General features: G+C 71.2%; 26 protein-coding genes, 1 pseudogene and 1 riboswitch. Of the genes and pseudogenes, 13 read left to right on the plus strand and 14 right to left on the minus strand.

The genetic code is table 11. From position 1 onward, the window contains the following. Positions 1–75 precede the first annotated feature (75 nt). Both ACIBAG_RS16405 and ACIBAG_RS16410 read right to left on the minus strand, forming a co-directional pair. A pseudogene (locus ACIBAG_RS16405) lies at positions 76–708 on the minus strand (hypothetical protein); the annotation flags it as partial. Further along, positions 701–1,480: an alpha/beta hydrolase gene (locus ACIBAG_RS16410; RefSeq protein WP_399105498.1), complete on the minus strand. Its 780-nt coding sequence runs from the start codon at positions 1,478–1,480 to the stop codon at positions 701–703. The gene ACIBAG_RS16410 and the pseudogene ACIBAG_RS16405, both read right to left, overlap by 8 nt. A 204-nt stretch (positions 1,481–1,684) precedes the next feature. Here ACIBAG_RS16410 and ACIBAG_RS16415 point away from each other — a divergent pair, with 204 nt between their 5' ends. From ACIBAG_RS16415 to ACIBAG_RS16430, 4 genes are all read left to right on the plus strand, one after another. Then, positions 1,685–2,404: a lysophospholipid acyltransferase family protein gene (locus tag ACIBAG_RS16415; RefSeq protein ID WP_399106309.1), complete on the plus strand. Its 720-nt coding sequence runs from the start codon at positions 1,685–1,687 to the stop codon at positions 2,402–2,404. Between the two features lie 43 nt (positions 2,405–2,447). Then, entirely contained in the window at positions 2,448–3,677 is a 1,230-nt protein-coding gene (gene macS / locus ACIBAG_RS16420; protein ID WP_399105500.1) for a MacS family sensor histidine kinase, read from the plus strand. Continuing rightward, positions 3,674–4,375 carry a response regulator gene (locus tag ACIBAG_RS16425; protein ID WP_399105502.1) on the plus strand — a complete coding sequence of 234 codons (702 nt, stop codon included), beginning with the start codon at positions 3,674–3,676 and terminating at the stop codon, positions 4,373–4,375. The genes macS and ACIBAG_RS16425 overlap by 4 nt, the downstream gene beginning before the upstream one ends. A gap of 149 nt (positions 4,376–4,524) precedes the next feature. After that, a complete protein-coding gene (locus tag ACIBAG_RS16430) occupies positions 4,525–5,553 on the plus strand; it encodes a 6-phosphofructokinase (RefSeq protein ID WP_031483314.1) in 1,029 nt (342 codons plus the stop codon). Positions 5,554–5,604: 51 nt separating this feature from the next. Here the strand turns inward: ACIBAG_RS16430 and ACIBAG_RS16435 are convergent, their stop codons facing one another. Further along, positions 5,605–7,497 carry an anthranilate synthase family protein gene (locus tag ACIBAG_RS16435; RefSeq protein ID WP_399105504.1) on the minus strand — a complete coding sequence of 631 codons (1,893 nt, stop codon included), beginning with the start codon at positions 7,495–7,497 and terminating at the stop codon, positions 5,605–5,607. A 95-nt stretch (positions 7,498–7,592) separates the two neighbouring features. After that, the gene (locus ACIBAG_RS16440) at positions 7,593–7,679 is read right to left on the minus strand and encodes a trp operon leader peptide (RefSeq protein WP_078662494.1); all 87 of its coding nucleotides are present in this window, start codon (positions 7,677–7,679) and stop codon (positions 7,593–7,595) included. A 66-nt stretch (positions 7,680–7,745) separates the two neighbouring features. Between ACIBAG_RS16440 and ACIBAG_RS16445 the strand changes: the two genes are divergently transcribed. Next, positions 7,746–9,098: a class II 3-deoxy-7-phosphoheptulonate synthase gene (locus ACIBAG_RS16445; RefSeq protein WP_399105506.1), complete on the plus strand. Its 1,353-nt coding sequence runs from the start codon at positions 7,746–7,748 to the stop codon at positions 9,096–9,098. Positions 9,099–9,242: 144 nt separating this feature from the next. Then, positions 9,243–9,488 (plus strand): bacterioferritin-associated ferredoxin, encoded by a 246-nt coding sequence (locus ACIBAG_RS16450; RefSeq protein ID WP_399106312.1) that lies wholly within the window; start codon positions 9,243–9,245, stop codon positions 9,486–9,488. Positions 9,489–9,501: 13 nt separating this feature from the next. Here the strand turns inward: ACIBAG_RS16450 and bfr are convergent, their stop codons facing one another. Then, entirely contained in the window at positions 9,502–9,978 is a 477-nt protein-coding gene (gene bfr, locus ACIBAG_RS16455; protein ID WP_399105508.1) for a bacterioferritin, read from the minus strand. A 175-nt stretch (positions 9,979–10,153) separates the two neighbouring features. Between bfr and ACIBAG_RS16460 the strand changes: the two genes are divergently transcribed. Further along, positions 10,154–10,786: a sulfite oxidase-like oxidoreductase gene (locus tag ACIBAG_RS16460; protein WP_031483319.1), complete on the plus strand. Its 633-nt coding sequence runs from the start codon at positions 10,154–10,156 to the stop codon at positions 10,784–10,786. Between the two features lie 21 nt (positions 10,787–10,807). On the opposite strand, the gene ACIBAG_RS16465 is transcribed toward ACIBAG_RS16460, so the two are convergent. The 6 genes from ACIBAG_RS16465 to thiO all read right to left on the minus strand — a co-directional run bounded on the left by ACIBAG_RS16465 (position 10,808) and on the right by thiO (position 16,590). Next, positions 10,808–11,293 carry a DUF4396 domain-containing protein gene (locus ACIBAG_RS16465; RefSeq protein ID WP_399105510.1) on the minus strand — a complete coding sequence of 162 codons (486 nt, stop codon included), beginning with the start codon at positions 11,291–11,293 and terminating at the stop codon, positions 10,808–10,810. 76 nt (positions 11,294–11,369) lie between these two features. After that, positions 11,370–12,263 (minus strand): deoxyribonuclease IV, encoded by an 894-nt coding sequence (locus ACIBAG_RS16470; protein ID WP_399105512.1) that lies wholly within the window; start codon positions 12,261–12,263, stop codon positions 11,370–11,372. A 102-nt stretch (positions 12,264–12,365) separates the two neighbouring features. Then, positions 12,366–14,306 carry a Stk1 family PASTA domain-containing Ser/Thr kinase gene (pknB, locus tag ACIBAG_RS16475; protein ID WP_399105514.1) on the minus strand — a complete coding sequence of 647 codons (1,941 nt, stop codon included), beginning with the start codon at positions 14,304–14,306 and terminating at the stop codon, positions 12,366–12,368. Positions 14,307–14,416: 110 nt separating this feature from the next. Further along, positions 14,417–15,211, minus strand: a complete 795-nt coding sequence (locus ACIBAG_RS16480) for a thiazole synthase (RefSeq protein WP_399105516.1) — start codon at positions 15,209–15,211, stop codon at positions 14,417–14,419. Positions 15,212–15,214: 3 nt separating this feature from the next. After that, positions 15,215–15,427: a sulfur carrier protein ThiS gene (thiS, locus tag ACIBAG_RS16485; protein WP_399105518.1), complete on the minus strand. Its 213-nt coding sequence runs from the start codon at positions 15,425–15,427 to the stop codon at positions 15,215–15,217. Then, complete coding sequence (gene thiO, locus ACIBAG_RS16490; RefSeq protein WP_399105520.1) at positions 15,424–16,590, minus strand: glycine oxidase ThiO; 1,167 nt, start codon at positions 16,588–16,590, stop codon at positions 15,424–15,426. The genes thiS and thiO overlap by 4 nt, the downstream gene beginning before the upstream one ends. Beyond that, a riboswitch (TPP riboswitch) is annotated at positions 16,588–16,699 on the minus strand. Its footprint overlaps the gene before it by 3 nt. A 52-nt stretch (positions 16,700–16,751) precedes the next feature. Here thiO and ACIBAG_RS16495 point away from each other — a divergent pair. The 6 genes from ACIBAG_RS16495 (at position 16,752) to ACIBAG_RS16520 (ending at position 21,914) form a co-directional block, all read left to right on the plus strand. After that, complete coding sequence (locus tag ACIBAG_RS16495) at positions 16,752–17,102, plus strand: hypothetical protein (protein ID WP_399105522.1); 351 nt, start codon at positions 16,752–16,754, stop codon at positions 17,100–17,102. Between the two features lie 8 nt (positions 17,103–17,110). Continuing rightward, positions 17,111–18,364, plus strand: a complete 1,254-nt coding sequence (locus ACIBAG_RS16500) for an NAD(P)/FAD-dependent oxidoreductase (protein ID WP_399105524.1) — start codon at positions 17,111–17,113, stop codon at positions 18,362–18,364. A 116-nt stretch (positions 18,365–18,480) separates the two neighbouring features. Further along, positions 18,481–18,846, plus strand: coding sequence for an Rv2175c family DNA-binding protein (locus tag ACIBAG_RS16505; protein ID WP_031483328.1), 366 nt, complete (start codon positions 18,481–18,483; stop codon positions 18,844–18,846). A gap of 228 nt (positions 18,847–19,074) precedes the next feature. Beyond that, positions 19,075–19,737: a thiamine phosphate synthase gene (gene thiE, locus ACIBAG_RS16510; RefSeq protein WP_399105527.1), complete on the plus strand. Its 663-nt coding sequence runs from the start codon at positions 19,075–19,077 to the stop codon at positions 19,735–19,737. A gap of 221 nt (positions 19,738–19,958) precedes the next feature. Next, positions 19,959–20,882 carry a methylenetetrahydrofolate reductase [NAD(P)H] gene (gene metF, locus ACIBAG_RS16515; RefSeq protein ID WP_399105529.1) on the plus strand — a complete coding sequence of 308 codons (924 nt, stop codon included), beginning with the start codon at positions 19,959–19,961 and terminating at the stop codon, positions 20,880–20,882. Between the two features lie 57 nt (positions 20,883–20,939). Then, entirely contained in the window at positions 20,940–21,914 is a 975-nt protein-coding gene (locus ACIBAG_RS16520; protein WP_399105531.1) for a hypothetical protein, read from the plus strand. 33 nt (positions 21,915–21,947) lie between these two features. On the opposite strand, the gene ACIBAG_RS16525 is transcribed toward ACIBAG_RS16520, so the two are convergent. The 3 genes from ACIBAG_RS16525 to ACIBAG_RS16535 form a co-directional block, all read right to left on the minus strand. Beyond that, positions 21,948–23,453: a phytoene desaturase family protein gene (locus ACIBAG_RS16525; protein ID WP_399105533.1), complete on the minus strand. Its 1,506-nt coding sequence runs from the start codon at positions 23,451–23,453 to the stop codon at positions 21,948–21,950. A gap of 55 nt (positions 23,454–23,508) precedes the next feature. Beyond that, on the minus strand, positions 23,509–24,123 hold the full coding sequence (locus ACIBAG_RS16530; protein WP_399105535.1) for a DUF4126 domain-containing protein: 615 nt from the start codon (positions 24,121–24,123) through the stop codon (positions 23,509–23,511). A 397-nt stretch (positions 24,124–24,520) separates the two neighbouring features. Further along, on the minus strand, positions 24,521–25,150 hold the full coding sequence (locus tag ACIBAG_RS16535; RefSeq protein WP_399105537.1) for a TetR/AcrR family transcriptional regulator: 630 nt from the start codon (positions 25,148–25,150) through the stop codon (positions 24,521–24,523). Positions 25,151–25,156: the final 6 nt, after the last annotated feature.

The raw sequence follows: 25,156 nt of genomic DNA on the forward strand, positions 1-25,156 counted from the left end.
CGGTGTCGTGGGCGCCCCCCCCCCCCCCCCCGCCGCGCCGGGGCGGCCCCCCGCGCCCCCCCCCCCCCCCACCACCACGACCGCACCCCGGCCCGGGTCGTCGTCGTCCTCGTCGTCCGTCTTCATCCGCATGACCAGCGTGGCGAACCCGCCCAGGAACCCGCCGATGCCCAGGGTGGCCAGCCACCACGTCATGTCCCAGCTGAGCAGGACGGCGAGCAGCAGCAGCACCGGCCCGCCGATCACCGCGAGCCAGGCGAACTTCGCGGTCGCGTCGGCGTCGGGCAGCGGCGGCGGCTCCGGCGGAACGAAGTGGCCCTCGTCGTCGCCGTCGAAGTCGTCCTCGGACGGCTCGGGCACGCTGTAGTCGCGCGGTCCGGCGCCGGCACCGACGCCGACGCCCGGCGCGAAGGAGACAGAGCTGCCCAGCGGCCTGGCCGGTTCGTCCTCCTTGGACTCCCCGCCCTTGTCGCCCGGCCCGTCGTCGTCCTTCGCGCCCCTGGGCTCGTCGTCCTCGTCGGACTCCAGCAGCGCCAGGTCCTCCACCGACCTGAACGGCTTCGAACCCGGCGGGTCCGCCGGCTCCTCGCCGTACCCGGCGACGATCGCGGCCCAGGCTGCGTCCTCGTCGAACGGGACGTGCTGCTCTTCCGGCTCGCGATCCTCGCGGTCCCCGCGCTTCTCGCTGTCGGAGTCGTGCTCAGCCACGTGCGGTCGTCCCTTCCTTGCCCACGCCGGTTGCGAGCCGGTCCATGAAGCCGAGGCTCTCCTCGAAGATCCGGTCCGCGTCATGGTCCAACGTCGCCACGTGGTAGCTCTGTTCCAGCACGATCTCCGTTACGTCCGTCGACGACACCCTGCTCAGGATCCGGGCCGAGTCCGCGGCAGGCACGACGTGGTCCTGCCTGCTGCGCAGGAGCAGCAGCGGCTGGGTGACCTGCGGCAGCTCGCCGTCGGTCAGACGGAAGAAGGTCCGCAGGGAGTGGGACGCCTGCAGCGGCACCCGGCCGTACCCGATCTCGACGGCGCCCTCCTTCGCGATGTCACCGGTGATCCCCTTCGTCGTACGGACGAAGTGGCGGGACACCGGCAGGGTGTACGCGGACAGGCCGTGCACCTTGTTCGCCGGGTTGACGACGACCACGCCGGCCACGCCCTCACCGTGCTTCGCGGCGAGCCGAAGTGCCAGGGTGCCGCCCATGGACAGGCCGGCCACGAAGACCCGCTCGCAGCGGTCGCGCAGGGTGCGCAGGGCGCGGTCCGCCTCGGCGTACCAGTCCTGCCAGCCGGTGAGTGCCATGTCCTCCCAGCGCGTGCCGTGCCCCGGCAGCAGCGGCAGCGAGACCGTGAGCTCGCGCTCGGCGAGGTACTCCGCCCAGGGGCGCAGCGACTGGGGGGAACCCGTGAAGCCGTGACAGAGGAGGACCCCGACCTCCCCGCCCTCGTGGCGGTATGGCTCGGCTCCGGGAAGGACCGGCACCTTACGGTCTCCTGTTCGTGAGAGGGACGACATGAACCAGAGCGACGACATGAACCGCGGCGGAGCCGCGAATCGATACAGCCAGGTGTGCTTCACCGTACGCGACCGCACTGACACCGACCAGGGCCGTCGGACTCTTTGACAGTGCTCCGGGTTAAGGTCTGATCGACAGACATGGGAGGCACTCGGTTGTTGTACGGCGCGATGAAGGTGACCATCGGGGGACCGCTGAAGGTCGCCTTCAGGCCCTGGGTGGAAGGCCTGGAGAACGTTCCCGCCGAGGGCCCCGCGATCCTCGCGAGCAACCACCTGTCCTTCTCGGACTCGTTCTTCCTGCCCGCGGTCCTCGACCGCAAGGTCACCTTCATCGCGAAGGCCGAGTACTTCACCACCCCGGGCGTCAAGGGCCGGCTGACGGCGGCGTTCTTCAAGGGTGTCGGCCAGCTGCCCGTGGACCGCTCCGGGGCGCGCGGTGCGGGCGAGGCGGCGATCAAGAGCGGTATAGAGGTCCTGGAGCGCGGTGAGCTGTTCGGGATCTACCCGGAGGGCACGCGCTCGCCCGACGGCCGCCTGTACCGGGGCAAGCCCGGCGGCCTCGCGCGCGTGGCGCTCGCCACCGGAGCGCCGGTCATCCCGGTGGCGATGATCGACACGGAGAAGATCCAGCCGCCCGGCAAGATCATGCCGAAGCTGATGCGGCCGGGCATCCGGATCGGCAAGCCCCTGGACTTCAGCCGGTACCGGGGCATGGAGCACGACCGGTTCGTGCTCCGCGCGGTGACCGACGAGGTCATGTACGAGATCATGAGGCTCTCCGGCCAGGAGTACGTCGACATGTACGCGACCGCCGCCAAGCGGCAGATCGCGGAGGCGGCGAAGGCCGAGAAGGAACAGGCGCGCAAGAAGAGGGAACAGCCCGAATAGAGTCGGCCGCAGCTGAGCCGAGGGGGCCGAGGGGTGGGGGCAAGTGGCGGCACGTGAGCGGGTCATGAGGATGTCCGTCGAGCAGCCGCTGTGGCGTGCGCTCACCGGCTACCGGGTGCTGACGATGGTGTACGCCATCGGCCTGTTCATCAGTGCCTACGACGAGGTCGCCCGCCCCTGGGTGGCCATCGCCTACTTCGCCGTACTGGCCGTGTGGACGCTGGCCACCCTGCCCAGGGTCGCGAACGCCGCGAGCTGCACCAAGCGCTTCCTCGTCGTGGACCTCACCATCGCCCTGGCCGGCATCCTGCTCACCCGGCTCGCCGAGACGCCCGAGCGGATCGACGCCGGGGCGCCGACCCTGCCGTCGATATGGACCGCGGGCGCCGTGCTCGCGTTCGCCATCAAGGGCGGCTGGCGCTGGGCAGCCTTCGCCTCGACGCTGGTCGCCGCCGCCAACCTGGTGCACCGCTCGGGCGTGCCGACCCGCGACACCGTCCACATGGTGCTGCTCGTGTGGATCGCCTCCATCGCCATCGGGTACGTCGTCGAGGTCGCCCGCGCCTCCGAGCGCACCCTCGCCCGGGCCCTGGAGATCGAGGCGGCCACGCGTGAGCGGGAGCGGCTCGCCCGGGACATCCACGACAGCGTGCTGCAGGTGCTGGCGATGGTGCAGCGGCGCGGCGCCGTCATCGGCGGTGAGGCGGCCGAGCTGGGCCGGATGGCAGGCGAGCAGGAGGTGGCGCTGCGCACGCTGGTCTCGGGCGGGCTGCTGCCCGTGTCGCGGGTCTCCGAGGACGCCGCGGACGGGGCGGTCGTACGGACCGTGCAGGAGCCGGACGACGCCGACGGTCCCGTCGATCTGCGTGCCCTGCTGGCCCCGTACGCGAGTGCCCGGGTGAGCCTCGCCGAGCCCGGCGCGCCCGTGCCGCTGGCCCCGCTCGCGGCGCGGGAGCTGGCCGCTGCCGTGGGGGCCGCCCTGGACAACGTCCGCAAGCACGCGGGGGAGCACGCGCGCGCGTGGATCCTGGTCGAGGACGAGCCCGACTCGGTGATCGTCACCGTGCGGGACGACGGACCCGGCATCCCCGAGGGCCGGCTCGCCCAGGCCGAGGGCGAGGGGCGGCTGGGAGTCGCCCTGTCGATCCGGGGGCGGCTGCGGGACCTCGGCGGCAGCGCCGAGCTGATCTCGGTGCCGGGGCAGGGCACCGAAGTGGAACTGAAGGTACCGAAGGACACCAGCGCTTCACGGGGGAAGGCGGAGCAGCGATGACGGACACCGCGAACGGACCGGACGGACGGCAGGGCACGATCAAGGTCATGGTGGTCGACGACCACCCCATGTGGCGCGACGCGGTCGCCCGCGACCTCACCGAGTCCGGGTTCGACGTGGTCGCCACCGCGGGCGACGGCGACCAGGCCGTACGCCGTGCCAAGGCCGCCACCCCCGACGTCCTGGTGCTCGACCTCAACCTGCCGGCCAAGCCCGGCGTCCAGGTCTGCAAGGAGCTGGTCGGTCACAACCCGGCTCTGCGCGTCCTGGTGCTGTCCGCGAGCGGTGAGCACGCCGACGTCCTGGAGGCCGTGAAGTCCGGCGCGACCGGCTACCTGCTCAAGTCGGCGTCCACCGCGGAACTGCTGGACGCGGTGCGCCGTACCGCCGTCGGCGACCCGGTGTTCACGCCGGGCCTGGCCGGACTGGTCCTCGGCGAGTACCGCCGCCTCGCCTCCGAGCCCGCGCCCGCCGCCTCCGACGCCGACCAGCCGGGGGCGCCGCAGCTCACCGACCGGGAGACGGAGGTGCTGCGGCTCGTCGCCAAGGGCCTGAGCTACAAGCAGATCGCCGAACGCCTGGTCATCTCCCACCGCACGGTGCAGAACCACGTCCAGAACACCCTCGGCAAGCTCCAGCTGCACAACCGGGTGGAGCTGGTGCGGTACGCGATCGAGCGGGGCCTCGACGACGAATGATCGGCAGATCCGCTGACCCGATGATGCGGTCCGTGCGTAAACCAACCGCCTGACGCTTCACCGGAATTGCCCTTCCCGCCCATCCCTGTGTGACCCGGATCACCATTAGCGTGGCCCTCACCAGGCAACCGCGGCGAAGGGACATTTCCATGCGGGTCGGAGTACTGACCGGAGGCGGCGACTGCCCCGGTCTCAACGCCGTCATCCGGGCCGTCGTCCGCAAGGGCGTGCAGGAGTACGGCTATGACTTCGTCGGCTTCCGGGACGGCTGGCGAGGTCCGCTCGAGAACGACACCGTCCGTCTCGACATCCCCGCCGTGCGCGGCATCCTGCCCCGCGGCGGCACCATCCTCGGCTCCTCGCGCACCAACCCCCTCAAGCAGGAGGACGGTATCCGGCGGATCAAGGAGAACCTCGCCAAGCAGGAGGTCGAGGCGCTCATCGCCATCGGCGGCGAGGACACCCTCGGCGTCGCCACCGCCCTGTCCGACGAGTACGGCGTGCCCTGCGTCGGCGTACCGAAGACCATCGACAACGACCTGTCCGCCACCGACTACACCTTCGGCTTCGACACCGCCGTCGGCATCGCGACGGAGGCCATCGACCGGCTGCACACCACAGCCGAGTCCCATATGCGCGTCCTGGTCGTCGAGGTGATGGGCCGTCACGCCGGCTGGATCGCCATCCACTCCGGCCTGGCCGGCGGCGCCAACGTCATCCTCATCCCCGAGCAGCGCTTCGACGTGGACAAGGTCTGCGCCTGGGTGACCTCCCGCTTCAAGGCCTCCTACGCCCCCATCGTCGTCGTCGCCGAGGGCGCCATGCCGAAGGACGGCGACATGGTCCTCAAGGACGAGTCGCTGGACTCCTTCGGGCACGTCCGGCTGTCCGGCGTAGGCGAGTGGCTGGCCAAGGAGATCGAGAGGCGGACGGGCAAGGAGGCCCGTACGACGGTCCTCGGCCACGTCCAGCGCGGCGGCACCCCCAGCGCCTTCGACCGCTGGCTCGCCACCCGCTTCGGGCTGCACGCCATCGAGGCCGTGCGCGACGGCGACTTCGGCAAGATGGTCGCCCTGCGCGGCACGGACATCGTCCGCGTTCCGATCGCGGACGCCACGGCCAAGCTGAAGACGGTGGATCCGAAGCTGTACGAGGAGGTCGGGGTGTTCTTCGGCTGACCGCCAGCCGCCGGCAGGAGCGGAAGTCCGGGGGCGGCAGCCCCCGGACGACTAAACGGTCGTGTTCCGCAGCTGACCGACCAACTCCCGTACGATGACTGTCCCGTTCAGCGTCAGGATCGACTCCGGGTGGAACTGCACCCCCGCGAACCCGGGTCCTCGCACGGCATGCACCTCCCCGTTGCCGGCCCGGCTGACCTCGATGCCGTGCGCGGCCAGCTCTTCGGCCACCTCGTCCTCGCAGCGCGCCACGAAGCTGTTGTAGAAGCCGACGGTCTCGGCCCGCCCGAACAGGTCGATCGCCGTCTGGGCGCCCTGGTACGGAACTTCCTTCCGTACGATCTCCAGCCCCAGCTCGGCCGCGATCAGCTCGTGGCCGAGGCAGACGCCCAGCACACCGTGCCGGTGGATGGGGGTCCCCCCGTGCGAGCGAAGTCGAGCGTGGGGGAGGATGATCTCGGCCGCGAGGTCACGCAGGAGCCGCATCTTCGGGTCGGTGAGGTCGGACGGATCCCCCGGCCCGGGGCCCAGCACGACCGGGCCCGCGTGCCCGAGCACCGCCTCCCGCAGCCCGGCCTCGTCATACCGCCGGACGGTCACCTTCAGTCCGCTCGACCGCAGCACATGGGCCAGCATCGCCGTGAAGGTGTCCTCGCCGTCGACGACCAGGGCATGGCCCTCCAGGGACTCGGACCGCTCCTGCATCCGCAGCCAGAACGGCGCCAGCGACGCCCGGCGCCCGTCGAGCGCGGCACGCACGCGTGGGTCGTCGGCGAGACGCACGCGCGCGTGCTCCTCACTCGGCCGGGACGGACGTACACCCAGGGCCGCCAGCACACCCGCCGCCTTCGCGTGCGTCTCCGCGACCTCGCTGTGCGGATCCGACCCGCGCACGAGCGTGGCACCGACCGGCACCCGCAGCCCGCCGTCCGCGTCGACGTCGGCGGTGCGGATGAGGATGGGGGAGTCGAGGGTCTGCGCCCCGCCGGAATCCCGGCCGATGAGCGCCAGCGCGCCCGCGTAGTAACCGCGCCCGCCGACCTCGTGCCGCTCGATGACCCGGCAGGCGTTCTGCACCGGCGAGCCGGTGACGGTGGCCGCGAACATGGTCTCGCGCAGCACCTCCCGCACATCCAGCGAGGACTTCCCGCGCAGCTCGTACTCGGTGTGCGCGAGGTGCGCCATCTCCTTGAGCCGGGGCCCGACGACCACCCCGCCCATGTCGCCGACGGTGCACATCATCTTGAGCTCCTCGTCGACGACCATCGACAGCTCCTCGATCTCCTTGCCGTCGGCGAGGAAGTCGAGCAGGTGCCCGGGAGTGGGCCCCTCGGCGGGATAGCGGTACGTCCCGCTGATCGGGTTCATGACGACGGTGCCGCCGGACATCCGGACGTGCACCTCGGGGCTGGCTCCCACCAGCGTCCGGTCCCCGGTGTGCACGACGAACGTCCAGTACGCGCCCCGCTCGCCGTCCAGCAGCCGCCGGAACAGCGCGAGCGCGTCGGCGCGGGAGAACTCGGGGATCGCACCCTCGTACGTCCGCCGGATCACGAAGTTCGCGCCCTCGCCCCGCCCGATCTCGTCCCGCAGCACCCGCCCGACGATCCCGGCGTACTCCTCGTCACCGACGTCGAAGCCGCCGCCCTCGACACGGACGTCGTGCGACGGGAGCTGTCGCAGGGCGTCGGCGAGCGGGATGCCGTACGACTCCTCGGGTGTCAGCACCGTCAGCGGCGTGCCGTCGTCGCGGACGTCGAAGCCGCGCTCGCGGATCTGGCGGAAGGGGACGAGCGCGAGGCCCTCGTCGGGGAGGTCGGCGAGGCGGTCGTAGGTGGCGACCGGGCCGATCAGCACCTCGATCAGATCGTGGTCGTGGCCCGGGGTGCGGCGGCGCAGCAGGGCGAACGGGCGGGGATCGTCCAGCAAGCCGAGCAGCTTCATGGATCCGTGCTCCTTCTCAGCGGGAGAGGAACGGACCCCGGAAACACCGAAGGCCGCCCCTCGGGCGGCCTTCGCGAAGTCTTGCGTACGCGCAGTCAGTGGGCCGCCGGATGAGCGGTCCACCACCAGTTCTGGGTCGAGTGCGCGAACATGCCAGGCACCCTACCCGATGTCCGAGGCATGTACCCCGTGTCTCAATTGCTGGGCATGGGGCGGGACGCCCGACACGACCCCGTAATGTTGAGGTCGTGACCGTGAACGCTAAGACCAGCGCGAGTGCTGGCAACACCTGGCGAGACCTGCCCGCGGCGCAGCAGCCCGAGTACCCCGACCCCGAGGCTCTGCGCGCAGTCGTTGCGGAGCTGGAGTCGTATCCGCCGCTCGTCTTCGCGGGCGAGTGCGATCAGCTGCGCGCCCGGATGGCGGCCGTCGCCAAGGGAGAGGCGTTCCTCCTCCAGGGCGGCGACTGCGCCGAGGCCTTCGACGCGGTGTCGGCCGACCACATCCGCAACAAGCTCAAGACCCTGCTCCAGATGGGCGCCGTGCTGACGTACGCCGCCTCGGTGCCGGTCGTGAAGGTCGGCCGCATCGCCGGCCAGTACTCCAAGCCGCGCTCCAAGCCGACCGAGACCCGCGACGGCGTGACCCTGCCGACCTACCGCGGCGACTCCGTCAACGGCTTCGACTTCACCGAGGCCGCCCGCGTCCCGGATCCCGAGCGCCTGAAGCGGATGTACAACGCGTCCGCCTCCACGCTCAACCTGGTGCGCGCCTTCACCACCGGCGGCTACGCCGACCTGCGCCAGGTGCACGCCTGGAACCAGGACTTCGTGAAGTCGTCCCCGTCCGGCCAGCGCTACGAGCAGCTCGCCCGCGAGATCGACAACGCGCTGAACTTCATGCACGCCTGCGGGGCCGACCCGGAGGAGTTCAAGACGGTCGAGTTCTACTCCTCGCACGAGGCGCTGCTGCTCGACTACGAGTCGGCGCTGACCAGGGTCGACTCCCGCACCGGGCACCTGTACGACGTCTCCGCGCACATGGTGTGGATCGGTGAGCGCACCCGGCAGCTGGACCACGCGCACATCGAGTTCGCGTCCAGGATCCGCAACCCGATCGGCATCAAGCTCGGCCCGACGACGACGGCCGAGGAGGCGCTGCAGTACATCGACCGCCTGGACCCGGAGCGCGAGCCGGGCCGGCTGACCTTCATCGTCCGCATGGGCGCCGACAAGATCCGCGACAAGCTTCCCGAGCTGGTCGAGAAGGTCACCGCCTCCGGCGCCACCGTGGCCTGGGTGACCGACCCGATGCACGGCAACACCTTCGAGGCGGCCTCCGGCCACAAGACCCGCCGCTTCGACGACGTGCTCGACGAGGTCAAGGGCTTCTTCGAGGTCCACAAGGGCCTCGGCACCCACCCGGGCGGCATCCACGTCGAGCTCACCGGTGACGACGTCACCGAGTGCGTGGGCGGCGGCGACGAGATCTTCGTCGACGATCTGCACCAGCGCTACGAGACGGCCTGCGACCCGCGGCTCAACCGCAGCCAGTCGCTTGACCTGGCGTTCCTCGTCGCGGAGATGTACAGGGACCAGTAACGGGGCCGCCTGTTACGAGCACGTGCAGTGGGGCGCGGATCACATACGATCCGCGCCCCACAGCACTTTTACGGTTCCTATGAGCCGGGTAAGGTTAGGTTAGCCTCACCGATCAAGGGGATGGCACAACGATCCCGCCGGGAGGTGAACCGCGTGTACGTCTGCAGTTGCTTCGGCATCACCGAGCAGCAGGTCAAGAAGCACGCGGAGGACGGTGCCTGCACGCCCCGCCAGATAGCCTCCGCCTGCAAGGCCGGCACGGACTGCGGATCGTGCGTACGCCGTATTCAGGCGCTCCTGGGCAGGGGTGCGTGCCCGCGCCGTGAGCTCGCCGACCGGGGCAAGCCGGTGCTCGCCGACCTGGAGACCGAGCTGGACGAGGCGGCCTAGAACCGGACAGGTCCTAGCTCGGCTGCTCGATCTGCTGCGCGATGTAGAGCGCCTCACCGAGCTTGTCGATGAGCTCCAGCTGCGTGTCCAGGTAGTCGATGTGGTGCTCCTCGTCCTCGAGGATCGACTCGAAGAGATTCGCGGACGTGATGTCGCCCTTGTTGCGCATGACCTCGATGCCACGCTTGAGGCGGTCGATCGCCTCGACCTCGACCTGCCGGTCGGCCTGGAACATCTCGGTCACCGTCTGGCCGACGCGCACGTGGAACAGGCGCTGGTAGTTGGGGAGGCCGTCCAGCATGAGGATGCGCTCGGTGAGCTTGTCCGCGTGCTTCATCTCGTCGATGGACTCTTCACGCGTGTACTTGGCGAGCTTGGTCCAGCCTTTGTTGTCCTGGATCCGGTAGTGCAGCCAGTACTGGTTGATCGCCGTGAGCTCGCCGGTGAGCTGCTCGTTCAGGAATTCGAGGACCTCGGGGTCGCCCTGCATCGCAGAGGCTCCTTCCAAGCGGGGGAACTGGCAGGTTGCGCCGCATGATTGCACCGGCGACGAAGATCGTCCAGTAAGTCTTCACTTAGTAAGTAAGTGCATGCTTAGTCCGGTTTGTTCGGAATTGAGGGGGGTGAGGTCAGGTGCACTGCTTCGGGTCTGTCAGGATGGAGTCATGGGTCAGCCGGTGGAGAGCGAAAGTGGAGCAGCAGCACACTCCGAGCTTCCGCCGGGGCAGCGGGTGCAGCGCGGCTGGCCGGTCACGCACTACGGCCCCGTTCCGAAGTTCCGGCCCGAGCGCTGGGAGTTCAGGGTGTTCGGTGCCACCGCCGACGGTGAGAAGCACTGCTGGACCCATGAGGAGTTCACGGCCCTGCCGTACACCACCGTCGTCGCCGATCTGCACTGCGTCACGAAGTTCAGCATGCTCGGCGCGGAGTGGGGCGGCATCCCGGCGCGGACCATCCTGGAGATCGCCCCGCCCGCCCCGGCCGTCACCCATGTGATGGTGTGGGCGGAGTACGGCTTCAGCTCCAACCTCCGCCTCGCCGACTTCGCCTCCGAGCGCACGATCTTCGCCACCCACAAGGACGGCGAACTGCTCACGGCGGAGCACGGCTTCCCCCTCCGTCTGGTCGTCCCTCATCTGTACGCCTGGAAGGGGCCCAAGTGGGTCCGCGGCGTGGAGTACATGACCGCGGACCGCCGTGGCTTCTGGGAGGAGCGCGGCTACCACAACATCGGTGACCCCTGGCGGGAGCAGCGCTACTCGTACCAGGAGGAGCCCGGGGACGGGCCCGAGCTCTGACTCCCGGTTCCGCCTCGGCCGTCAGTGGTACTGGTGCACCACCGCGTGCCCCTTGCCGCGGCCGATCATCCACTTGTTGACCGGCGTGGTCAGGACGAAGGCGACGGCGAGCGCGATCGCCAGCACCCACCAGAACAGCGGGTCGGCCAGCTCGGCGTCCATCGCGCCCGGCCAGAGCACGATCACACCGTTGTCGACCAGTTCCATCACGGCGATGGACAGCGTGTCGGCGGCCAGTGCCACCTTGAGCGCGGCGCGCAGTCCGACGCCCGCCTTCAGCACGCCCCACAGGGTGAGCGCGTAGCCGAAGAAGAAGGCGAGAGTGATCGCCAAGGCCAGTGTCGGTACGGTGCTCCAGCCGAGCGCGGTGCCGATCACCATGCCCAGCACCTCGCCGATGGCACAGCCGGTGAGGCAGTGCAGGGTGGCCCGGACGGCCATCGCCCACGTGCTGGTTGCGGTCACCTCATGCTGGTGCGTGTGTGACATGTGCGCTTCGTGCTGCATGACTGCCCCCAATGCCAGGTTACGGTTCCTGCACCGAGCAAGAACCGTATACCCCCTAGGGGTATTCCGTATCCGGCTACGCGTCCCGAAGTTTTTTCAGCCGCTCCACGTCCGCCGCGTGCCCTTCCTTCCCGCCGGGCGTCTCGATGATCAGCGGTACGCCCTCGGTGGCCGGGTGGGTCATCAGCGCCCGGAACGGGTCCTCGCCGATGTGACCCGCGCCGATGTTCTCGTGCCGGTCCTTGTGGGCGCCGACGACGTCCTTGGAGTCATTGGCGTGGATCAGCTTCAGCCGGCCCTCGCCGACGGTGTCCACCAGCAGGTCGAGCGTCTGGTGCATGCCGGACGGGCCGGTCAGGTCATGCCCGGCGGCGAAGATGTGGCAGGTGTCCAGGCACACGCCGAGCATCGGGTGGGCGTCCAGCGCCTCGAAGTACGGCCCGAAGTCCCAGGTCCGCGAGCACAGCGAGGAGCCCTGTCCGGCGGTGGACTCCAGCAGCAGGTACGGGTCGTCGTCATGGGTCAGCTCGTCGAGCAGCGGCAGCAGGTGCTCCCGCACCTGCTTCAGCGCCACCGACCGCTCTCTGCCGCCGGTCGCGCTGCCCGTGTGCACCACGACGCCCAGCGCTCCGATCTCCCGCCCGCGCCGCAGCGAGTGCCGCAGCGACTCCACCGACTTCTCGACGGTCGCCTCGGTGTGCGAGCCGAAGTTGATGAGATACGGAGCGTGCACATACGCCGGGATCGACTCGGCCTCGCACACCGCGCGGAACTCCAAGTCCTGGCGCGGGTTCCCGGCGGGTGTGGCCCAGCCGCGCGGGTTGGCGACGAAGACCTGGACCGTCTCGGCCTTGAGGTCGTGGGCGTAGCTGAGCCCGACCGAGCTGAGACCGCCGGCCACGGGGACGTGGCCGCCGACGGGGTTGCGGGAGGGGCCCGAGAGGGCGGTGCCGGACTGCTGACTTCTCACCCGTTCAGGGTGTCATGCGGCCCGGACCGCCCGGTCACCGGCCGGTGACGGCCTTCCGCAAGGGCGGTCGTCCCGCTGCAAGGGCCTTCCTCCCGGCCGTCCTCACCGGATGGTGATGGTGATCGTCGATCCCTTGGGTGCCGTCTGCCCGGCCTTCGGGGACTGCTTCTTGACCGTGTCACCGAACAGCCCGAGCAGGCCCCGGTCCTCGTCGACCTGGAAGCCGGCGGCCTCCAGTTCGGCCTTGGCGTCGTCGACGCTGTCGCCGACCACGTCCGGGACCTCGATCATCTCCGGGCCCTTGGACAGCGTCAGCGTCACCGTGTCGCCCTCGGCGGCCTGGCTGCCGTCCGCCGGAGACTGCTGGGCGACCTGGCCCGCGTCGAACTCGGAGTTGACCCGCGCCGGGGCGACCTTCACCTTCAGGCCGGCCTCCGCCAGCTCGGCCCTGGCGTCGGCCAGGCTCTCGCCCGTGACGTCCGGGATGTCCACTGGGCTGCCCTTGCTGACGGTGAGCTCGACCGCGGAGCCGGAGCGGACCTTGGTGCCGGTCCCGGGGTCCGAGGAGATCACGGAGCCCCGGGTGACGTCGTCGCTGAACACCCGGTTCACCATGCCCGGTTGGAGGCCGCTCTCCTTCAGCTCGGTCCTCGCCTTGGCCAGCGGGTAGCCCTGCAGGTCGGGCACCTTCACGGTCTGCGGTCCCGCCGAGATGACCAGGCTCACGGAGTCGTTGTTGCGGATGCGGTCGCCCGACTCGGGGTTCGAGCTGATGACGGTGCCCCGCTCGACGGTGTCGCTGTAGGCGCGCTCGACCTTGCCGAGCTCGAGCCCGGCCTCCTCCAGCTGCTCCTTGGCCTGCGCCTCGGTCTTGGAGAGCAGCGGCGGGACCTCGGTGAACTGGCCGGAGTTGATGTACCAGACGCCGACACCGAGGCCGAGGGCCAGCAGGACGGCGGCGACGATGAGGAGCGGGCCGCGCGGAGCGCGGGACGTCCGGGATCCGCGCCGGGGCGGCGGGGGAGGAGTCTCCAGCCGGCTGGTCCGGTCGAAGACGGCCTCGCGATCCGGCTCGTCCTCGTTCACGGGCAGCGGCCGCTGGATGTTCAGCGCGCGCGGGATCACGCTCGTACGGTCGTCGGCGTTGCTGTGCTCCGCCGTGAGAGCTTGCGGCGGCACCGCGTCCAGCTGGTCCGCGCTCAGCACGGCGCGGGTCTCGCGGGCCTGCGCGAGCAGCGCGACGGCGTCGTACGGGCGGATGTCCGGGGTGCGAGCGGTGGCCGACGCGACCAGCTCGTCGAGTTCGTACGCCAGTCCCGGCACGATCGCCGAGGGCGGCGGGACGTCCTCGTGCAGGTGCTTGTAGAGCACCACCGCGGGGGAGTCCCCGTCGTGCGGCTTGTCGCCGGTGAGCATCTCGTACAGGACGACACCGCACGCGTACACGTCGACGCGGGCGTCGGCGGTGCCGGGCTGCTCGATCTGCTCGGGCGCGAGATAGGAGACGGTGCCGAGCACGGCACCGGTGGTGCTGGTCACGGTGTCAACGGACCGCACGAGCCCGAAGTCGGCGACCTTGACCCGGCCGTCATCCCCTATCAGCACGTTCTCCGGCTTCATGTCCCGGTGCACGAACCCGGCGCGGTGCGCGGCGCCGAGCGCGGCGAGCACCGGCTCCAGGATGTCCAGGGCGGCCCGGGGCTGCAGCGCGCCCCGCTCGCGCAGCACGTCACGCAGGGTGCACCCGGCCACGTACTCCATGGCGAGATAGACGTACGACCCGTCGGTGCCCTGGTCGAAGACCTGCACGACATTGGGGTGCGCCAGCCGGGCGACGGACTTCGCCTCGCGGATGAACCGCTCGACGAACACCCCGTCGACCGCGAGTGCGGGATGCATCACCTTGAGCGCGAGGACGCGGTCGAGGCGGGTGTCCACGGCCCGGTAGACCGTGGCCATCCCGCCGACCGCGATCCGCGCGTCCACGCGATACCGGCCGTCGAGCACCTGCCCGACCAGAGGGTCCTGAAGGGTCGTATCCACGCAGGCGAGTGTACGAGCCGACGCTGACACACCCGCCGTTCCGGCCAAGATCGGGGCGGTACTGCAGCCGACCTGTGACGCAAACCACGCCGCCGGGACCGCAACGCCGTTCAGAAGGCGGGCCGCTCCGGATCCAGCACGGCCAAGCCCTCCGCAGGGGACGACGCTTCGGCGAAGTGCCGCCGAGGGATCCGCCCCGCCCGATACGCCAGCCGCCCCGCCTCCACCGCGTGCCTCATCGCATCGGCCATCAACACCGGCTCCTGCGCCCGCGTCACCGCCGAGGCGAGCATCACACCCGCGCAGCCCAGCTCCATCGCGAGCGCCGCGTCCGACGCCGTACCGGCCCCCGCGTCCAGAATCACCGGCACGCGCGCGTGCTCGACGATCAGCTGGAAGTTGTGCGGATTGCGGATCCCGAGCCCCGACCCGATCGGCGACCCCAGCGGCATGATCGCCGCACAGCCGGCGTCCTCCAGCTTCCGCGCCAGGACGGGGTCGTCATTGGTGTACGGCAGCACGGTGAACCCGTCGTCCACCAGCGTCTCCGCCGCGTCCAGCAGTTCGATGGGATCCGGCAGCAGCGTCCGCTCGTCGGCGATGACCTCCAGCTTGATCAGCTCCGTACCGAGCGCCTCGCGCGCGAGGCGGGCCGTCAGCACGGCCTCTCCGGCTGTGAAGCAGCCCGCCGTGTTCGGCAGCACCCGTATCCCGAGCTTCTCCAGCACGGACAGCACGGAGCCGTGCACCGACGGGTTCACCCGCCGCATCGCGACCGTCGTCAGCTCCGTCCCGGACGCCACCAGCGCCCGCTCGAGCACCTCCAGGCTGGGCGCCCCGCCCGTGCCCATGATCAGACGGGACGTGAAGGACGTACCGCCGATGACAAAGGGATCGTCGGCCATGGTTCAGCCTCCTTGGACGGCGGTGAGGACCTCGACGCGGTCCCCCTCGGAAAGGGGCGTCGACGGCCACTGCGCGCGCGGGACGACGGTTTCGTTCAGGGCGGCGGCCACCCCGGAGGGCGCCGCGGTGAGGGACTTCACGAGCGTGTCGAGAGCCGTGCCCGGCTCGATCCGCCGACGCTCGCCGTTGACCGAGATGGTGACCTGGACGCTCATGCGGGCTGCTCCGTGAGTGCGGCGGGGCTGAAGCGCTTCGGCGTGAACGGCCGGGCTTCCTCCGGGAGTTCACCGGTGGCCAGGACGTGTGCCATGGCGTCCCCGGTGACCGGCGTCAGCAGCACGCCGTTGCGGTAGTGCCCGGTGGCCAGCGACAGACCCTCCAGCTCGGTCGGGCCGAGCAGCGGCGCGTTGTCCGGGGAGCCGGGGCGCAGACCGGCCCGCGTCTCGGTGAGCGGCAGTTCCGTGATGCCGGGCACCAACTCGTGGGCGTCGCGCAGCAGCTCGTACACCCCGCCCGCGGTCACCGTGGTGTCCCAGCCCAGCTCCTCGCTCGTCGCGCCGACGACCAGCTCCCCGCTCTCGCGCGGCACCAGATACACCTGGCTGCCGCGCACCACGGCCCGCACGGTCCGGCTCAGGAACGGCGCGTACCGCTTCGGCACGGTCAGCCGCAGCACCTGCCCCTTCACGGGGCGTACGGGCGGCAGTACGTCGTCCGGGACCCCGGGCAGCCGCCCGCTGAGGCTGCCGGCCGCGAGGACCACCTGGTCCGCGCCCAGCGCGGTGCCGTCCGCCGCGGTGACTCCGGCTGCCCGGTCCCGTACGACGTCGAGGCGCTCGGCCCAGGACCGGTGGAAGACGACACCGGCCCGCTCGCACGCGGCCACCAGTGCCGCGGCCAGCCGCCGCGGGTCGATCTGGTGATCGCCGTCGACGCGCAGCCCCCCGCGCACCCCCGGCGCGAGCATCGGCTCCAGGCGCCGGCACTCCCGCCCCGACAGCCACTCGGAGTCCAGCCCCGACCGGCGCTGCAGGGTGTGCAGTTCGCGCAGGTGAGCGCGGTCGTCGGAGTCCAGCGCGACGGCCAGCGTGCCGCACCGGCGGTAGCCGAGGTCGTGGCCGGTCAGCTCGGTGAGCTCGGCCGCGAAGTCCGGGTACCGGCGGGCCGAGGCGAGGTTCAGGCCCAGCAGGGTCTGCTCGCCGTAGTGCAGTTCCGTGACGGCGGCCAGCATCCCGGCGGCCACCTGGGCGGCCCCGCCACCCGGCTCGGGATCCACGACGGTCGTCGTGAACCCGCGCTGTGCGGCCCGCCACGCCGTGACCAGGCCGATGATTCCGCCCCCGATGACAAGGACGTCTGACATTCGCGTACGCGACATGGGCGTCCAGCCCCTCCCTTCGCCGGCATGACCCGGATCAGGTTCGTACGGTCGGAGGCCGCCAGCCTCCCTCTCAGCCCGGTGCGTCCGGGCTCCCGCGAGTGCTTTACGTTGGCCACCCTAGCCCGCCGCCGTATGTCTCAGTAAGGGAGCCTCCGCCCGTGGCCCGCTCGCTCGACGGTCTCGTCCTCGCCCCTGTCGCCGATCAGTCCCCAGGTCAGGTGGGTACCCGCACCCGGTTCACGTACCACGAGAAGGACGGCGAGATCTGGGCCGAGTACGCGGGCGGCGACGTCGTACGCGGCCGTCTCGTGGGCACCCGGGAAGGCGACCGGCTGGACTTCCGGTACGTGCAGCTGAAGCGGGACGGGACGACGTCGTCGGGGCACTGTGTGTCGACGGTGGTCGAGCTGCCCGACGGGCGGGTACGGCTGGAGGAGAGCTGGGAGTGGGAGTCGCAGGCGGGCAGCGGCACCAGCGTTGTGGAGCAGGTCACTGAGCACGACTCCTGACTGACAAAATGTCAGTTGTCTATGGTGATCAGGTGAGCGAGCAGACGAGCAGGTCGCAGCGGAGCGTGGTCGTCGCCGGCGCCGGCATGGCCGGTGTGCAGACGGCGGTCGCCCTTCGGGAACAGGGTTTCACGGGCCCGGTCACGCTGATCGGCGCCGAGCCCCACCAGCCGTACGACCGGCCTCCCCTGTCCAAGGCCGTCCTGCTCGGCAAGGCCGAGGGCTCCGCCTTCGACGTCGACTTCGAGGCGCTCGGCATCGAGCTTCAGCTGGGGCGCGAGGTGCTGGGCGTGCGCCCCGCCGACCACGAGCTGGACACCGAGGCCGGGCCCGTCCCGTACGACGTCCTCGTGCTCGCCACCGGTGCCGAACCCATCCGGCTGCCGGGCACCGAGGGCGTGCCCGGCGTCCATCTGCTGCGGACCCTCGACGACGCCGAGCGGCTGCGGCCGGTGCTCGCCCGGCAGCACGACATCGTGGTCGTCGGCGCGGGCTGGATCGGCGCCGAGTTCGCCACGGCCGCGCGCGAGGCGGGCTGCGCCGTGACGGTCGTGGAGGCCGCCGACCGGCCGCTCGCGGGGGCGCTGCCCGCGGAGGTGGCGGCGCCGATGACCGCCTGGTACGCGGACAGCGGGGCGGTGCTGCGCACCCACGCGCGCGTGGAGCGCGTCGAGCCCGGCGCGGTGATCCTCGACGACGGCTCGCGGCTGCCCGCGGGCGCCGTCGTGGTCGGCATCGGGGCGCGGCCCGCCACGGCCTGGCTGGCCGGCTCGGGCATCGAGCTCGGCGCGCACGGCGAGGTCGTGGCCGACGACCACCTGCGCACCTCCGTGCCGGACGTCTACGCGGTCGGCGACTGCGCGTCGTTTCCCTCGGGGAGGTATGGCGAGCGCCTGCTGGTCCACCACTGGGACAACGCCCTCCAGGGCCCGCGCACGGTCGCGGCCAACATCCTCGGCGAGGTCACCGGTGAGCCTCTCGCGGTCTACGACCCCGTGCCGTACTTCTGGTCCGAGCAGTTCGGCCGCTTCGTTCAGTACGCCGGGCACCACGCCGCCGCCGACACGACCCTGTGGCGCGGCGACCCCTCGGGCCCGGCGTGGACGGTCTGCTGGTTGAAGGACGACCGCCTGGTCGCCCTCCTGGCGGTGGGCCGGCCGAGGGACCTCGCGCAGGGGCGGCGGCTGATCGAGGCGGGCACGCAGATGAACCCGGGGCTGCTGGCGGACCCGGCGCGGCCGATGAAGGCGGCGGTGGCGTAGGACCGTGCCGCACGTCCGTGACGCAGGTCCGTGACGTAGGGCCGGGAGCGGGGTCTTGCCCCTGGTCGGACAGGCCTGACTTCCGACTGTCAGTGGCAGATGGCAGGCTGGTTACCGTGACCGAGATTGACGCAAAGATCGATGCTCTCGTCCCCGCCTGGCTCACTCTCCCCGACATCGCAGAGATGCTCGACGTCGAGGTGACACGCGTCCGGCAGCTGGTCAAGGAGGGCCAGCTCATCGCCGTACGCCGTGGTGAGAACCGCGCGCTGCACGTCCCTGCCGCCTTCATCGACGGGGACAAGGTCGTCAAGGGCCTGTCCGGGACCCTGACGCTCCTGCGGGACGACGGCTTCACGGACGAAGAGATGCTGGAGTGGCTCTTCACCCCCGACGAGAGCCTGCCCGGTACGCCCGCGCAGGCCCTCAGCGAGAATCGCGGCACGGAGGTGAAGCGTCGCGCCCAGGCGCTCGCCGTCTGATCCCCACACCCGGATCCGAACACCGTTCGGCGTAGGGGCCGGACCCGTTCCCGCGGGCCACGGTCGCGGTTCACCGCGGCCGTCGCCCGCGGGCCGACCCGAGGACGGGCCTGACGAGCGGCATGCCCTCGCGGTTCATGGGGCTGCCGGGCTGGATCCGGCTACCGTGCCACCGTCCGGTACCAGTCCGATACGCCCCCGCCCGGCAACCGACCACAGAGGAACCGCATGTCCGACACCGCCACCGCGGCCACCGCCCGCAGTCAGCTCGCCGACGCCCGGCTCTACCTCTGCACCGGCGCCCGAAAGCAGCAGGGCGACCTCGCGGAGTTCCTGGACGCGGTGCTGGCCGGTGGCGTCGACATCGTGCAGCTGCGGGACAAGGGCATGGAGGCGGCCGAGGAGCTGGAGCACCTTCAGGTCTTCGCCGAGGCCTGCGCCCGGCACGGCAAGCTTCTCGCGGTCAACGACCGCGCCGACGTGGCCCACGCCGCCGGCGCCGACGTCCTGCACCTCGGCCAGGGCGACCTCCCGGTCCCCGCCGCCCGCGCGATCCTCGGCGACGACATCCTGATCGGCCGCTCCACGCACGCCGAGTCCGAGGCCGATGCGGCCGCCGCCCAGGAGGGCGTGGACTACTTCTGCACCGGCCCCTGCTGGCCCACTCCCACCAAGCCCGGTCGCCACGCCCCCGGCCTCGACCTGGTCCGCCACACCGCCGCCCTCGGCACCGACCGTCCCTGGTTCGCCATCGGCGGCATCGACCTCACCAACCTCGACCAGGTGCTGGAGGCCGGCGCCCGCCGTGTCGTCGTCGTACGGGCGATCACGGAGGCGGCCGACCCGGGCGCGGCGGCGGCGGAGTTCGCGAAGCGGCTGCGGCAGGCGTAGGGCCCGCCCGGCCGCCCAGCCGCGCGGCGGCCCCGTGGCTGTCCGGTCGTCCTGCGGCCCCGGGTCGGGTGTCTCAGTCAGTGGTCAGCGAGACCGGGTTCCTGTGGACTTGGGGCCGTGTTCGGCCCTTGTTTGTCCAAGGAGTGGACAACAGGCCGACAAATCGGGCAAATGTCCGGCCTTCGGTTGGGGGACCGAGGCCCCCTGGCTAACCTGCGAGTATGGCCCTCGGCACCGCATCCATCAGGTCGGACCACGCTCGTACCGTGCGCGAGATGCTCGCGACCGGCAAGACGACGTATTCCTTCGAGTTCTACGCCCCCAAGACCCCGAAGGGCGAGCGGAACCTGTGGAACGCGCTGCGCCGGGTCGAGGCCGTCGGGCCCGACTTCGTCTCCGTGACCTACGGCGCGGGCGGTTCCACCCGCGCGGGCACGGTCAAGGCGACCGAGGCGATCGCCTCGGACACCACGCTCACCCCGATCGCCCACCTCACCGCCGTCGACCACTCGGTGGCCGACCTGCGCAACATCATCGGCCAGTACGCCGACGCCGGCATCCGCAACATGCTGGCCCTGCGCGGCGACCCGCCGGGCGACCCGCTGGGCGATTGGGTGCGGCACCCCCAGGGCCTCACCTACGCCGCCGAACTCGTCGAACTGATCAAGGCGTCCGGAGATTTCTGCGTGGGCGTAGCGGCGTTCCCCGCCATGCACCCGCGCTCGGACGACTGGGAGACGGACGTCCGTCACTTCGTCGACAAGTGCCGGGCCGGTGCGGACTACGCGATCACCCAGATGTTCTTCGAACCCGAGGACTACCTGCGGCTTCGCGACCGTGTGTCGGCCGCCGGCTGCGACACCCCGATCATTCCGGAGATCATGCCCATCGCCAGCGTGCGGACGCTGGAGCGGATCCCGTCCCTCACCAACGCCGCCTTCCCGGCCGCCCTGAAAGAGCGGATCCTCACAGCAAAGGACGATCCGGCCGCTGTACGCTCGATCGGGATCGAGTTCGCCACGGAGTTCTGCGCGCGGCTACTGGCCGAGGGAGTGCCAGGACTGCACTTCATCACGCTCAACAACTCCACGGCGACTCTGGAAATCTACGAGAACCTGGGCCTGCACCACCCACCGCAGGCCTAGACCGGCCGTCCTGACATACGTCACACTGCGTAGGCGGCCAATGGGAGAGGGGCGTACATGGGCTGGACGGTCCTCTACATCGCGTTCGGCATCGTCGCGCTGTGGCTGCTGGGCGAGGTGCTGCTGCAGTACAAGGCACGGCTGCGCTGGCGGCTGCTCGCCTTCGTCGGCTTCCTCGGCGTCGTGGTCGGGGTGCTGATCCCGTCCGTCATCGTCATCGGTCTGGGCGCCGCCGCGTTCGCGGTCGGCCAGACCTACGTCACGCTGTCGTTCCGCCGCGGCTTCTCGGCCGGCTGGGCGGTCTCCGCGCCCGCCCTGGGCCCCCTGGCGACCAAGCGCCGCCGCGGCGAGCCGGAGCGCCAGGAGCCGACCCTGGAGGTCTCCGACCTCGAGGCGACCGAGAGCGGCTTCGGGGGCGGCGACGCTCCGTACGGCACCGACGACGCCAACTACGGCCAGGACAGCGTCGGTTACGGCCAGGACGACTACGACCGCGACGACGTCTTCACGCCCTCCCGTCCGGCCCGGCCCACGGCAGCGGAGACGACCTCCGTCTACGAGCCCCAGCCCCTGCCGGAGGACACCGGCTCGTACGGCATATACAGCGACTCCGCCTACGCCGCCGCCAACCAGAACTACACGCCCGCGGGCCAGCCCCAGGACCAGTACGCGACGGCCGACCAGAGCTATGCGTACGACGGCTACTCCGGCTACGACCAGCAGCAGTACGGCTACGACGCGACCGGCCAGCAGCAGTACGCCGCCTACTCCGACCCGTACGTCGGCACCCAGACCTACGACGGCACCTCCTACGACGCCTACGGCCAGCAGCAGTACGGCCAGCAGGGCTACGGCCAGGACCAGTACGCCACCGGCACCTACGGCGAGACGCCGTCCGGCGGCGTCTGGGTACCGCAGCAGCGCACCGACGAGGCCTACGGCGGCGAGCTCCCGCCGGAGCAGCAGTACCCGTACCAGGGCAACGGCCAGCAGGGGCAGGGGCAGGGGTACGACGAGCAGTACCGCTTCTGACAGCCTGCCCGCGCGGTTCGGCTCACGCGCGGATCACTGCGAGCCCCGGAACTCCGGCCCCTCCACGATCAGCCCGGCCACCAGCGCGCCCGACATTCCGGCGTGGGGGAGACCGCCGCCCGGGTGGGACCAGCCGCCGGCCGTGAACAGGCCCGATATGGCCGTGCTGTTGGACGGGTGCAGGAGTCGCCCGGCGGCCGCGGCCAGTGCCGGTGCCGGAACAGCACCGCCTTCCACACCGGTCACCTCCGCGATGTCCGCCGGGGTGAGCACCTGGTGCCAGAGAAGCCGGTCGCGCAGTTCGGGCACAGCACGCTCGGCGACCGCCATGAGGCGTGCCGCTTGCTCGTCGTAGATTTCCGCCGGGTCCCGGTCGGGCCGTGCCGGCACCGTCGATGTGAGGGTGACCGCCTCATGGCCGGCGTCCGGAACCAGCGCCGGGTCGTCGGGCCGCAGGACGGTGACCGTGGTGCCCGCGCCCACGCCGACGGCGCCGAACACGGCGTCCAGCTCGGTCTCGCGGTCCTCCGCGTGCACCACCGTTCGGTGCGCGGTGCCCTCCGGTCGGCCGCCGCGCAGCGCCAGCAGCACCGTCAGACGGCTCGTCGCCCCGCGCTGGGCCTCGACCTCGCCCTCGCCCCGCACCGCAGTGCCCCGGACGAGGCGGTCCAGCACGCCCGGGGCCACCCCGGAGATCACGAAGTCGGCCTCCGCGACCGTCCCGTCGGCCAGCTCCACGCCCGCCGCCCGGCCGTCCTTCTCCACGACCCCGGTGACCTCCGCACCGAAGTGGAAGTCGACCTTCCGGGCTACGCACCGCTCGTACACCGCCCGAGCCAACTCCCGTATGCCGCCCCGCACATACCAGGTCCCGAAGGCGTGCTCCAGGTAGGGCAGCACCGCCGCGCTCGCCGGGGTGACGCGCGGATCCAGGCCGTAGGCGAGCGCGTGGCTCTCCAGCAGGGCGACGAGCCGGGGATCACGCAGCTCCCAGGCGCCGACCTCGGCGAGGGTGCCCGCCCGTCGGGTACGCAGCAGTCGCTTGTGGGGCACGGCAGGATAGGGCTCGCGCTCGGCCAGCACCTGCCAGTTCGGCCACAGGGGCTCCTCGAGCAGCGGCCTGCGCGTCCGGTCCCAGGCCTCGCGGGCGCGGACCAGGAAATCGCCCCAGCGGCCGCCGGTCCCGGCGCCGAGCGCCTCGTCCAGGGCGGCCACCACGCCCGCGCGGGAGGCGTTGGGCAGGGACACCTCGGTGCCGTCCGCGAAGACATGGCGCGCGGACGGGTCGACCTGCACCAGCTCGACGCACGCCTCCAGCGGCTCCTTGCCGGTCTTGATGAACAGGTCGCGGTATACGGCGGGCAGGGGAAGCAGCCCGGGGCCCGTGTCGAAGCCGAAGCCGTCGCGCTCGAAGCGGCGCACCGCTCCGCCGTACGTCTCCGTACGCTCGTACACCGCCACCCGGTGGCCCGCGACGGCCAGCCGGGCAGCGGCCGCCATCGCGCCCATCCCGGCGCCGATCACCACAGTCCTTGCCATGTCAGGGACTTTATCCGCCGCCACTGACAACGGCCCGCGGGGCCGGGGCGGGAGCTCAGTCCGGCCGCTGCCCCACCGGCTGCGCGAGTCGTTTCTCCTCGCGTCGCTGGGCCCTGCGCCGCAGGAAGCGGCGGATCCGCGAGGCGAGGAAGAGGAGCAGGAACACCCCGGCGAGCAACAGGCCGCCCGCGACCACGGACGCCGCCACCGGGTGGAAGATCGCGAGGGTGATGATCGCGGCGACCCCGAGGTCCTCCGCGACACTCACCACGATGTTGCTGAACGGCTCTGGGGAGGTGTTGACCGCCATCCGCGTCCCGGCCTTGACCAGGTGGCTCACCAGCGCCGTGGAACCGCCGACCGCGCCCGCCGCCAGCTCCGGCAGCGAGCCGCTCTGCCCGGCGAGCAGCGCCGCGACGACCGCGCCCGCGATCGGCCGGATCACGGTGTGCACCGCGTCCCAGGCCGAGTCCACGTACGGGATCTTGTCGGCGACGGCCTCGCAGAGGAACAGCACGCCGGCGGCTATGAGGACGTCGGGCCGTTGCAGCGCCTCGGGTACCTCGTCGCTCAGTCCCGTCGCGCCGAACACGCCGAGCAGCAGCACCACCGCGTACGCGTTGACGCCGCTGGCCCAGCCGCTGGTGAACACCAAAGGGAGTACAGACACGGACGCGATCGTAACCAGTCGGCAACGGAGGGTCCTGGGCGTGAGTGCCCAGGTCTGAGTACGCGTACCTAGCCGGTGAGATGAGTACGCGCGCGGATGGGGTCCGACCTGCGTGAACGAGAGAGTGGAGGCACGGAGAAGGGGATCGGCTCCGGCACCGGCGACACGGGGCGCCGGAACGGAGCGGCCCCGGATCCGCTCCTTCCGCCGGCCAGGCGTCGGCGGGAGCGAGACCGGGGGACCCGGGGGAACGACCGAACGGGGGTCCGACGGGGGACACGGGGGAAACGGGGGACTACGGGGGAACGGGGGAGCAGAGAAGGCGCCGGTTCGAGAGTGGCCCGCGGGGGACGCGGCCACCCTGGACCGGCGCCTTCGCATGTGCGCGCCGACCGCCTCAGCCGCGCCCGCTCACCCGGCCCTGCAGCAGCCGGGACAGCGCCGCGTGCACATCGTCCAGGGAGCGCTCCGGCTGGAAGGACTTCCAGTCCAGCGCGGCCACCAGGACCATGCCGACCAGTGCCGCGGCGGTCAGCGGTACGTCGATCTCCTCGCTGAACTCGCCCTGGTCCACGCCCTCGCGCAGCACACCCTCGACGACCGCCACGGCCTGCTGCCGGACCACCATCAGCGTGGACTGCCAGGCCCGGTTCGTCCGCCACAGCTCGGCGACGTACAGCTGGGTGAAGGACGGGTAGCGGTCGATGAAGACCAGCCCCGCGCGGATCATCGCGTCCAGGGCGTCCACCTTGCTGCCGCCCTCCCGGGCGGTCCGCTCGGCCGCCTCCCGCAGGGAAGCGGTGAGGAGCCCGACTCCGTGCCGCAGCAGTTCCTCGAAGAGAACGGACTTGCTCGCGAAGTTGTAGTAGACCGTGCCCTTCGCCACCCCGGCCCGTTCGGCGATCTCGTCCACCGTCGTGGCGGAGAAGCCCTGTTCGGCGATGAGTGTGACGGCTGCCTCGTAGAGCTTCTGCCGGGTGGCCTCGCGGCGTGTGCTGCCGCCCGACGGGGCGCTGCTGCTTTCCATGGCACT

It is taken from the genome of Streptomyces sp. NPDC051243, assembly GCF_044455405.1.
Lineage (GTDB): Bacteria > Actinomycetota > Actinomycetes > Streptomycetales > Streptomycetaceae > Streptomyces.

What these genes read in the sequence shown, in the direction of transcription:
- ACIBAG_RS16415 (WP_399106309.1), top strand. Translation starts at nt 1,685, where the DNA reads ATGAAGGTGACCATCGGGGGACCGCTGAAGGTCGCCTTCAGGCCCTGG.
- ACIBAG_RS16520 (WP_399105531.1), top strand. Translation starts at nt 20,940, where the DNA reads ATGGGCTGGACGGTCCTCTACATCGCGTTCGGCATCGTCGCGCTGTGG.
- thiS (WP_399105518.1), bottom strand. Translation starts at nt 15,427, where the DNA reads ATGAGCGTCCAGGTCACCATCTCGGTCAACGGCGAGCGTCGGCGGATC.
- ACIBAG_RS16480 (WP_399105516.1), bottom strand. Translation starts at nt 15,211, where the DNA reads ATGGCCGACGATCCCTTTGTCATCGGCGGTACGTCCTTCACGTCCCGT.
- ACIBAG_RS16460 (WP_031483319.1), top strand. Translation starts at nt 10,154, where the DNA reads ATGGGTCAGCCGGTGGAGAGCGAAAGTGGAGCAGCAGCACACTCCGAG.
- ACIBAG_RS16435 (WP_399105504.1), bottom strand. Translation starts at nt 7,497, where the DNA reads ATGAAGCTGCTCGGCTTGCTGGACGATCCCCGCCCGTTCGCCCTGCTG.
- ACIBAG_RS16500 (WP_399105524.1), top strand. Translation starts at nt 17,111, where the DNA reads ATGTCAGTTGTCTATGGTGATCAGGTGAGCGAGCAGACGAGCAGGTCG.
- ACIBAG_RS16535 (WP_399105537.1), bottom strand. Translation starts at nt 25,150, where the DNA reads ATGGAAAGCAGCAGCGCCCCGTCGGGCGGCAGCACACGCCGCGAGGCC.
- ACIBAG_RS16430 (WP_031483314.1), top strand. Translation starts at nt 4,525, where the DNA reads ATGCGGGTCGGAGTACTGACCGGAGGCGGCGACTGCCCCGGTCTCAAC.
- ACIBAG_RS16465 (WP_399105510.1), bottom strand. Translation starts at nt 11,293, where the DNA reads ATGCAGCACGAAGCGCACATGTCACACACGCACCAGCATGAGGTGACC.
- ACIBAG_RS16525 (WP_399105533.1), bottom strand. Translation starts at nt 23,453, where the DNA reads ATGGCAAGGACTGTGGTGATCGGCGCCGGGATGGGCGCGATGGCGGCC.
- thiE (WP_399105527.1), top strand. Translation starts at nt 19,075, where the DNA reads ATGTCCGACACCGCCACCGCGGCCACCGCCCGCAGTCAGCTCGCCGAC.
- bfr (WP_399105508.1), bottom strand. Translation starts at nt 9,978, where the DNA reads ATGCAGGGCGACCCCGAGGTCCTCGAATTCCTGAACGAGCAGCTCACC.
- ACIBAG_RS16440 (WP_078662494.1), bottom strand. Translation starts at nt 7,679, where the DNA reads ATGCCTCGGACATCGGGTAGGGTGCCTGGCATGTTCGCGCACTCGACC.
- thiO (WP_399105520.1), bottom strand. Translation starts at nt 16,590, where the DNA reads ATGTCGCGTACGCGAATGTCAGACGTCCTTGTCATCGGGGGCGGAATC.
- metF (WP_399105529.1), top strand. Translation starts at nt 19,959, where the DNA reads ATGGCCCTCGGCACCGCATCCATCAGGTCGGACCACGCTCGTACCGTG.
- ACIBAG_RS16425 (WP_399105502.1), top strand. Translation starts at nt 3,674, where the DNA reads ATGACGGACACCGCGAACGGACCGGACGGACGGCAGGGCACGATCAAG.